This is a genomic window from Streptomyces sp. NPDC057474 (genome assembly GCF_042802555.1).
Classification (GTDB): Bacteria; Actinomycetota; Actinomycetes; order Streptomycetales; family Streptomycetaceae; genus Streptomyces.
Genome location: NZ_JBHVDX010000136.1, coordinates 20259 through 27467, shown reverse-complemented (window position 1 = coordinate 27467; position 7209 = coordinate 20259). Strand labels below are relative to the sequence as shown.

Below are 7209 nucleotides of genomic sequence, written 5' to 3'. Positions count from 1 at the left end.
GCCTCCCCCTTTTCGCTTCGCGGTCCTCAGATTCCGAGCCGGTCCAGCAGCCGCTCGTGGTAGATCGCCGGTCCGCCGAACAGCAGCTGCGAGGACTTGGCCCGGCGGAAGTACAGGTGAGCCGGGTGTTCCCAGGTGAAGCCGATGCCGCCGTGGACCTGGATGTTCTCCATCGCCGCGACCATGTACGCCCGTGAGCAGCAGGCATGGGCCACGGCGGCGGCGACCGGGAAGTCCGGCGCGCCCTCGGCGGCCAGCCGCGCCGCCTCCCGGGACGACGCCTCGGCGAGTTCCACCTGGACGAGCATGTCGGCGCACTTGTGCTTGACGGCCTGGAAGGCGCCGATCGGCCGGCCGAACTGGTGCCGGGTCCGGGCGTGGTCCGCACTCATCTCCAGGCACCGGCGTGCCCCGCCCGACTGTTCGGCGGCCAGCCCGACCGAGGCGATGTCCAGGACCTTGGCCATGGTGCGCCCGCCCGCCCCGTCCGCGCCGACGGGCGTCGCGGCCACGGCGTCGAAGGTCAGCCGGGCCATCGCCCGGGTGGCGTCCAGGGTCTCCATCGGTTCCGCCGTCACGCCCGGGGCCGTGCGGTCCACCGCGAAGAACGACGGGCCGGCGATGGTGCGGGCGACGACGAGGATCAGATCGGCCGTCGTCCCGTCGATGACGAAGCTCTTGCGGCCGCTCAGTTTCCAGCCGCCGTCCCCGTCCGGTACCGCGCGCGCGGAGATCAGGGCGGGGTCCCAGGAGCCGCCGTCCTCGGCGACCGCGAGGGTGGCCGTGGTCCGTCCGGCGGCGATGCCGGGCAGATGGCGGGCGCAGGCATCCTCGTCCCCCGACGCCAGCAGGGCCTGGGCCGCGAGCACGATCGTCGAGAAGAAGGGCGCGCACAGCAGGGCGCGTCCCATCTCCTCCAGCACGACGCCGAGTTCGACCGGTCCGAAGCCGTCACCGCCGTACTCCTCCGGGATCACCAGACCCGGCAGACGCAGCTGGTCGGCGGCCTGTGCCCACACGTCGGGGTCGAAGCGCGGCTCGCTCTCCATGAGCTTGCGCACGGCCTCCTCGGGAGACTTGGCCTCCAGGAACTCCCGTACGGACGAACGCAGTTCCTGCAGTTCGCTTTCGTCGGCGCTCATGCGCGTGCCTCCTTCGGCAGACCGAGGACCCGTTCCGCGAGGATGTTCTTCATGATCTCCTCGGTGCCGCCGAGGATGCGCAACGCCGGGGTGGCCAGGAGGAGTTCGGACCAGGCGTACGTGCCCCACTGGCCGGTGTCGGCGATGATGCGGGGGCCGAGGCACTCGGACACGAAGTGGGCCGCGCGGGTGAGATTCTGACCGTACATCAGCTTGGCGACGGATCTCTCGGGCCCGGGAGCACCCCCTGCTCTCAGGGTGCGCTGGGCACGGGCGTTGAGGTAGCCGGTGGCGAGGGCGTCGACGAGGAGTTCGGCGAGGCGGGCGCGCAGAGCGCGGTCGTCCCAGGTCCAGGTGGCGCGCATCAGCGCCGAGAGGTGCTCCGGGGAGAGGGCGGCGCCCACCGGGCCCGCGCCCTCGCTGCCGACCGTGTCGCGCTCGTTCATCAGGGTGGTGAGGGCGACCGTCCAGCCGCCGTCGACCTCACCGAGGCGGTGGTCGTCGGGGACGCGGACGTCGGTGAGGAAGACCTCGTTGAAGTCGGCGCCGCCGGTCATCTGCCGCAGCGGCCGGACCTCGACGCCGGGGGCGTCCATGGGGACCAGGAAGGCCGTGATGCCCCGGTGCTTGGGCGCGTCGGGGTTGGTACGGGTCAGGGCGAGCCCGATCTCGCTGTGCTGGGCGACCGACGTCCACACCTTCTGCCCGTTGAGCACCCAGTCTCCCCCGCTCTCGGCTTCGCTCGCGCGGGAGGTGCCCCCACGCCGCTCGCGGACGGCCCGGGTCGCCACGCTCGCCAGGTCGGATCCGGCGCCGGGCTCGCTGAACAGCTGGCAGGCGATGGCGTCCCCGCGGTACATCGCCGGCAGCCAGCGTTCCTTGATGGGGGGCTGGGCGTGGGCGAGGACCGTCGGTCCGATCATTCCGAGGCCGACCACGCTCAGCACGCCGGTGTCGGGGACGTCGTACTCGGACTCGATGGCGTCGTACAGCAGGTCATGGACGGGGGTCAGGCCCCGGCCGCCGTACTCGGGCGGGCCGGTGATCCATCCGAAGCCGTGCTCGTGGCGGGTCCGCTGCCACGCGCGCGCCCGCCGCACGTGCTCCGCCTCCCGCTCGGGCGGGAGGCTGCTGAAGTACGCCATCGAGTCGTCGCCCTCACCCCAGGTGACGGCGGCACGGTCGGGGGCCTTCGTCGCGTGCGCGTCGAGGAAGCGGCGCGCCTCGGCGGCGAAGTCCTGCATGTCCTGTTCCATTCCGGGTCCCTGTGCTCTCGGGTCGAGAGAAATCATCGTGCGCTCAGGAAGTCGTCGTGCGCGCAGGAATCGTCGTGCGCTCAGGTCGAGAGGATCGTCACCGCCGACGCGCCGGGCGCGCCGTACAGGTGGGTGTAGCCGACACGGGGTGTGCCCGATACCTGACGCGTGCCCGCCGTACCCCGCAGCTGGAGCACGATCTCGTGGATCTGCCGCAGCCCGGAGGCGCCGATCGGTTCCCCGTTGCCGAGCAGGCCGCCGTCGGTGTTGACCGGGAGCCGACCGCCTATCTCCGTGGCACCCTCGGCGATCAGGCGCTCCTGTTCGCCGTCCTTGCAGAGGCCGTTCTCGGCCATGTGGATGATCTCCGACCCGGCGTCGGTGTCCTGGAGCTGTGCCACGTCCACGTCCTCGGGACCGATGCCCGCCAGTTCGTACGCCGCGCGGGAGGCGTCCACCGTCGGACTCTCGACGACCTCCCCGACCGGGAACGACGGGCTCTGCACCTCGAAGGCGCCGAGCCGACGGCTGCGCAGGGCCGTGGACCGGACCCGGACGGGCTTCCCGGTGTACTTGTGGGCCTGGTCGGCACGGCACATCACTACGGCTGCGGCACCCTCGTTCGGTCCGCAGTACATGAACTGGCGGAGCGGGTGGTTGAGGACCGGGGAAGCGAGGATCTCCTCGGCCGACAAGGGCGTACGACGCCAGGCCTTCTCGTTTCCGGCCGCGTTGCCGAAGTTCTTCGATGCCACGCGGGCGAGCGTCTCGTGGGAGATGCCGTGCTCGTGCATATAACGGTTGATCTTCATGCCGAAGAAGTGCGTGGTGAGGAAGAGCCCGGTCTGCCCGTACCAGGAGGGGATGCCGGCCACGGACGGGTCGGCGGCGAACGCGCCGCGCGGGTGTTTGTCGAGGCCGATCGCGATGGTCAGGTCGTGCTCGCCGGTCTCGATGGCGCGGGCGGCCAGTGCCACCGCCGTACCGGCCGTCGCACAGCCGTTGAACACGCCGCGCAGCGGGATGCCCGTGAGGCCCAGCCGGCCGACGATCGCGTCGGGGTTGGCGACCTCGTAGCTGCCGATGTAACCGCCCTGGATCTGCGGCCAGTTGACGCCCGCGTCGGCGAGCGCGAGTCGTACCGCGTCGGCGCCCATGTCCAGTGCCGGCTTTCCGGGGAACCGGCCGAAGGGGTGGAGCCCAACGCCGATGATGACGGCCTCGGTCATGATGTCTCCTCCTCGGGCTGGGCGGACTCTTCGGCCGGGGCGGACTCTTCGGCCGGGGCGAACGCGAACGTCATGACCTCCGTGCCGTCGTCCCGCACGGTGTAGGGCACGAGCGTCAGCCGCATGTCCTGTCCGATCCTGAGCTTCTCCGGGTCGGGTTCGGTGAGGCGGGCCTCGACCAGCAGCTCGCCGGGGAGCTCGACGTAGCCGACCGCGTACGGTTCGAAGGCCTCGGGGCCGTCGTAGGGCGGGGACGGCGGCCGGAAGTCCTGGGTGGTGTACGTCCACAGCGTGCCGCGGTCGGCGAGCAGCAGCTCGTTCGACTCCGTGCTCGCGCACCGGACGCAGTCGGAGGCCGCCGGGAAGCTCACCAGGCCGCACGCCGTGCACTCGGAGGCGATGAGCCTGGGCGGTTCGGAGGCGGAGGGTGGCCAGGTGAACAGGCCTTCGGCGACGGGCTGTCGCGTGGTCGTCGTCATCTCAGGCCCCGTTCCGGTTGCCGAGCGCGTCGGCGTTGGGAGCCGCCTTGGCGACCAGGTTCGGGACGACGGACGACAGTTCCTCCGGCGTCCACCGGGTCTCGGCGTTCGCGGCGGGGCCGTTGACCCAGCCCTCCAGTACGGTGATCCGGTTGCCGACGACACCGAACACCCGGCCGGTCACCTCGCGCGACGCGGCCGAGCCCAGCCACACGACGAGCGGTGAGATGGCTTCCGGGGTCAGGTCCTGGCTCTCCGCGGCCCGCTTCATCATCTCGATGTCCTCGGTCAGCCGGGTGAGCGCGGTGGGCGCGATGGCGTTCACCGTCACGCCGTAGCGGGCGAGTTCGGCCGCGGCGATGACGGTCAGGCCGGCGATTCCGGCCTTGGCGGAGCCGTAGTTGGACTGGCCCGGGTTGCCGAAGATGCCGGACGGGGAGGTCGTGTTGATCACCCGGGCGTCGTTGGCGTGACCGGCCTTGGCGCGCTCGCGCCAGTACGCGGCGGCGTGGTGCAGGGTGGCGAAGCCGCCCTTGAGGTGGACGGCGAGCACGCTGTCCCAATCCCGCTCGGTCATCGACACGATCATCCGGTCGCGCAGGATGCCGGCGTTGTTGACGAGCACGTCCAGGCCGTCGTAGGTGTCCACGGCCTGCCGGACGAGACCGGCGGCCCCGTCCCAGGTGGAGATGTCGTCGGTGTTGGCCACGGCCTCGCCGCCGGCCGCGACGATCTCGTCCACCACGGCCTGGGCGGGTCCGGCCGAGGCGCCCGCCCCGTCCCGCCCGCCGCCCAGGTCGTTGACGACGACCTTCGCGCCGTGCGCGGCGAACGCCAGGGCGTGGGCCCGGCCGATGCCGTTGCCCGCGCCGGTGACGACCACGACACGGCCGTCGACCACCCCTTCGGACGCTCCTTCGGCCACCCCTTCGGACGCCTCTTCGGCCACTCCTTCGGACACTCCTGCGGACATCCTCAACTCCTCGATGACAGGGGCCGGTCGCCCTCGGTGAACAGCACGCGCGGGTCGTCGCCGCCGCAGGCGCACCGGCCGGTGACGACGCGGCCGGCGACGCCGAGCGGGGTCTCCGGCAGCGTCGACGTGCGCTGCTCCCCCGCCGCGACGAACAGCTGTCCGTCGCGGTCGCCGAAGCGCCATTCGGCGGCGTTGACGTGCGCGCCGCCCCGCTCGGGGCACTCCAGGGCGAGCGCCGGGCCCACCGGCGCGAACAGACAGGCGGACACGCCCACCCCGCGCAGCACCGGCACGGCGGAGGGCCGGGCCAGGACGACGGACGTCGGCCGGAACATCTCGCCGAGGTCGGCGGCGCCGGCGAGCCCCTCCAGGGTCTCGGCGGACAGCCCGATCACCGCGTGCGGGCGCAGTTCGCGGTGGAAGACCGCGGTGCGGCGGTGGTCCCAGCCCATCGCTTCGGCGATGCCGTACGTCACCTTCAGCGCGCGCAGGGCGCCGATGGCCGCGTGGCCCCAGAAGCCCTCGAAGCCGGACATCGTCAGCAGGGCCCGCTGCCCCGCGGCGAGGCCGTGCTCCCGCAGGCGTGCGGTGGCCCAGTCGGTGTCCCGGGCGAGTTCCGCCCAGGTGAGTTCGGTCTCCCGCATGCCGTCGGCGGTGGGGAAGCGTACGAGGTAGGCGAGTTCGGGGCGGTCGAGTTCCCTGGCGCGGGCCAGGGTGTCGGCGCGGGCCATCAGCTCTTCACCACCCGGGGGAACTTGGCGACGCTGGTCATGGTCTTCAACAGGTCTTCCTCGGTGCGCAGGTCGAGCACCGGCTCGACTCCGGTGCGCATCCGCACGGCCTTGCCCAGTCGGCCGGCCAGGGCGTCGACGTCACCGGTGATTGCGGGGTCGTAGCCGACGCGCAGCCGCAGTTCGTCTACCTCGCGGCGGTCCCGGACGATCTGGAAGACGCCGGCGACGGTCTCCGGCTGGTCCTCCACGGCCGTCCAGATGTCCCGCAGGACCACGGAGCGCCCCTGGACCAGCGTCTCGTCGCCGCGCCGGCCGGCCACCCACATCCGGGCGTGGGTGCGGCCGCAGCCGCAGGTCTCGCCGGACAGGCGGACGAGGTCCTCGCTGCGGTAGCGGATCAGCGGGGCGGCCCGGTTGTCCAGGTCGGTGGCGACGAGTTCGCCGAGGTCGCCCTCGGGGACGTCGCGCCAGCCGTTCTCGTCGACCTCGACGCACTCCGCGAAGACGGTGTCCTCCCAGAGGTGGAAGCCGTCGTGCTCACGGCACTCCCAGGCGGTGCCGGTGTCGGCGGCGCTGGTGTACTCGTAGACGTCGATGCCCCAGTCGTCGCGGATCCGCTCGCGCATCCTGCGGCTGAGGGGCTGCCCGGCGCACGAGGCGCCCTTGAGGGAGGAGAACGCCTCCTTGAGGTCCGTCTTCTCGGCCAGCCGCTCCAGCTCCACCATCTGCGGATACATCATCTGCAGATAGGCGGGCCGGTAGGTGCGCAGGGCCTCGACGACCTCGTGCATCTTCCCCATCCAGGTGTCCACCTCGATGACCACGGCGCCGAGGGCCTGGTATCCCGGGTCCATGAGGTTCCGGAAGGTGCCGGGCGGGCTCAGCACCCGGTCCCCGGGCCGCAGGCCCAGCTCCCACAGGTCACGCACCTGCGCGGTCACCAGGGGCGGGGCGTCCTGCCAGATCTCGGCGAAGAACTCCGGGTCGCCGGTGGTGCCCGAACTGGAGGAGACGGAGGTCAGCTCCTCTCCCGGCACACAGAGCAGACCGCCGAAGGGGTCGCCCGTGCGGGCCCGGTGGGCGCGCACCATTTCCTTGTCGATGAACGGTATGCGTTCCCGGAAGTCCGCCAGGGAGCGGATGTCGCGCGGGTGCACCCCGTGCTCGTCCCAGAGTTCGCGGTAGAAGGAGGAGCCCGCATAGGCGTACTCGACGAGTTCCAGTACCCGTTCCTCCTGCCATGCCCGCAACAGCTCGCGGGGCATGGTCTCCACCTGGGGCTCGAAGTACCTGTCAGCGGTGTCCCAGTCACCGGCCATGGCGCCTCCTCGCGGCTCAGTGCCCAGATCTTCCAGCTATCAGCGCAATCAGTCAACCAATTCGACGGATTGAA

At 71.6% G+C, this 7209-nt stretch carries 7 protein-coding genes; all 7 read right to left on the bottom strand.

The window, feature by feature from the left end; translation table 11 throughout:
• Positions 1-26 precede the first annotated feature (26 nt).
• A complete protein-coding gene (locus ACFU53_RS30645) occupies positions 27-1142 on the bottom strand; it encodes an acyl-CoA dehydrogenase family protein (RefSeq protein ID WP_383999426.1) in 1116 nt (371 codons plus the stop codon).
• Positions 1139-2398, bottom strand: coding sequence for an acyl-CoA dehydrogenase family protein (locus ACFU53_RS30640; RefSeq protein WP_383999423.1), 1260 nt, complete (start codon positions 2396-2398; stop codon positions 1139-1141). Before ACFU53_RS30640 ends, ACFU53_RS30645 begins: the two co-directional genes overlap by 4 nt.
• A gap of 80 nt (positions 2399-2478) precedes the next feature.
• Complete coding sequence (locus ACFU53_RS30635) at positions 2479-3627, bottom strand: thiolase family protein (protein ID WP_383999420.1); 1149 nt, start codon at positions 3625-3627, stop codon at positions 2479-2481.
• On the bottom strand, positions 3624-4106 hold the full coding sequence (locus tag ACFU53_RS30630; RefSeq protein ID WP_383999417.1) for a Zn-ribbon domain-containing OB-fold protein: 483 nt from the start codon (positions 4104-4106) through the stop codon (positions 3624-3626). Before ACFU53_RS30630 ends, ACFU53_RS30635 begins: the two co-directional genes overlap by 4 nt.
• Before the next feature lies 1 nt (position 4107).
• Positions 4108-5079 carry an SDR family oxidoreductase gene (locus ACFU53_RS30625; protein WP_383999414.1) on the bottom strand — a complete coding sequence of 324 codons (972 nt, stop codon included), beginning with the start codon at positions 5077-5079 and terminating at the stop codon, positions 4108-4110.
• Positions 5080-5081: 2 nt separating this feature from the next.
• Complete coding sequence (locus ACFU53_RS30620) at positions 5082-5813, bottom strand: hypothetical protein (RefSeq protein WP_383999411.1); 732 nt, start codon at positions 5811-5813, stop codon at positions 5082-5084.
• Entirely contained in the window at positions 5813-7135 is a 1323-nt protein-coding gene (locus ACFU53_RS30615; RefSeq protein WP_383999408.1) for a phenylacetate--CoA ligase family protein, read from the bottom strand. Before ACFU53_RS30615 ends, ACFU53_RS30620 begins: the two co-directional genes overlap by 1 nt.
• Positions 7136-7209: the final 74 nt, after the last annotated feature.

What these genes read in the sequence shown, in the direction of transcription:
- ACFU53_RS30645 (WP_383999426.1), bottom strand. Translation starts at nt 1,142, where the DNA reads ATGAGCGCCGACGAAAGCGAACTGCAGGAACTGCGTTCGTCCGTACGG.
- ACFU53_RS30640 (WP_383999423.1), bottom strand. Translation starts at nt 2,398, where the DNA reads ATGGAACAGGACATGCAGGACTTCGCCGCCGAGGCGCGCCGCTTCCTC.
- ACFU53_RS30635 (WP_383999420.1), bottom strand. Translation starts at nt 3,627, where the DNA reads ATGACCGAGGCCGTCATCATCGGCGTTGGGCTCCACCCCTTCGGCCGG.
- ACFU53_RS30630 (WP_383999417.1), bottom strand. Translation starts at nt 4,106, where the DNA reads ATGACGACGACCACGCGACAGCCCGTCGCCGAAGGCCTGTTCACCTGG.
- ACFU53_RS30625 (WP_383999414.1), bottom strand. Translation starts at nt 5,079, where the DNA reads ATGTCCGCAGGAGTGTCCGAAGGAGTGGCCGAAGAGGCGTCCGAAGGG.
- ACFU53_RS30620 (WP_383999411.1), bottom strand. Translation starts at nt 5,813, where the DNA reads ATGGCCCGCGCCGACACCCTGGCCCGCGCCAGGGAACTCGACCGCCCC.
- ACFU53_RS30615 (WP_383999408.1), bottom strand. Translation starts at nt 7,135, where the DNA reads ATGGCCGGTGACTGGGACACCGCTGACAGGTACTTCGAGCCCCAGGTG.